This is a genomic window from Methylobacterium oryzisoli (assembly GCF_046557895.1).
GTDB lineage: Bacteria > Pseudomonadota > Alphaproteobacteria > Rhizobiales > Beijerinckiaceae > Methylobacterium > Methylobacterium oryzisoli.
In genome coordinates this window covers 1-1,192 of sequence record NZ_JBKIBX010000119.1, presented here as the reverse complement: position 1 = coordinate 1,192, position 1,192 = coordinate 1, and the positions used below count along the sequence as shown (strand labels likewise).

Below are 1,192 nucleotides of genomic sequence, written 5' to 3'. Positions count from 1 at the left end.
TTTATTCCGAGATGCTCGCGACGACGCCGGCACCGACGGTGCGGCCGCCTTCGCGGATGGCGAAGCGCAGCTTCTCCTCCATCGCCACCGGCACGATCAGCGTGACGTCCATCGTCACGTTGTCGCCCGGCATCACCATCTCGGTGCCCTCCGGCAGCTGGCACACACCCGTCACGTCCGTGGTCCGGAAGTAGAACTGCGGACGGTAGTTGGTGAAGAACGGCGTGTGCCGACCGCCCTCCTCCTTCGTCAGGATGTAGGCCTCCGCCTTGAACTTCGTGTGCGGCTTCACCGAGCCGGGCTTGCACACCACCTGGCCGCGCTCCACGTCCTCGCGCTTGGTGCCGCGCAGCAGAACGCCCACGTTGTCGCCCGCCTGACCCTGGTCGAGCAGCTTGCGGAACATCTCCACGCCCGTCACGGTCGTCGTCTGCGTCGCCCGGATGCCGACGATCTCCACCGTCTCGCCCACCTTGATGATCCCGCGCTCCACGCGACCCGTCACCACCGTGCCGCGGCCCGAGATCGAGAACACGTCCTCGATCGGCATCAGGAACGGCAGGTCGATCGGCCGCTCCGGCTGCGGGATGTAGGCGTCCACGTGCCCCATCAGCTCGAGGATCGCGTCATGCCCGATCTTCGGCTCGCGGTTCTCCAGCGCGCACAAAGCCGAGCCCTTGGTGATCGGGATGTCGTCGCCCGGGAAGTCGTACTTCGAGAGGAGTTCCCGCACCTCGAGCTCGACGAGGTCGAGCAGCTCCGGATCGTCGACCATGTCGACCTTGTTCATGAACACCACCAGCGCCGGCACGCCGACCTGGCGGGCGAGCAGGATGTGCTCGCGCGTCTGCGGCATCGGGCCGTCGGCGGCCGAGACCACCAGGATCGCCCCGTCCATCTGGGCGGCACCCGTGATCATGTTCTTGACGTAGTCGGCGTGGCCCGGGCAGTCGACGTGGGCGTAGTGGCGGTTCTGGGTCTCGTACTCGACGTGCGCGGTCGAGATGGTGATCCCGCGCGCCTTCTCCTCCGGCGCCTTGTCGATCTGGTCGTAGGCCGTGAAGGTCGCCCCTCCGGTCTCGGCCAGGACCTTGGTGATCGCCGCCGTCAGGGACGTCTTGCCGTGGTCCACGTGACCGATCGTCCCGATGTTGCAGTGCGGCTTCGTCCGCGAAAACTTTTCCTTGGCCAT

General features: G+C 66.7%; 1 protein-coding gene. It reads right to left on the bottom strand.

From position 1 onward, the window contains the following. Window position 1: 1 nt before the first annotated feature. Window positions 2-1,192: an elongation factor Tu gene (tuf, locus tag ACKUB9_RS34295; protein ID WP_407530531.1), complete on the bottom strand. Its 1,191-nt coding sequence runs from the start codon at window positions 1,190-1,192 to the stop codon at window positions 2-4.

What these genes read in the sequence shown, in the direction of transcription:
- tuf (WP_407530531.1), bottom strand. Translation starts at nt 1,192, where the DNA reads ATGGCCAAGGAAAAGTTTTCGCGGACGAAGCCGCACTGCAACATCGGG.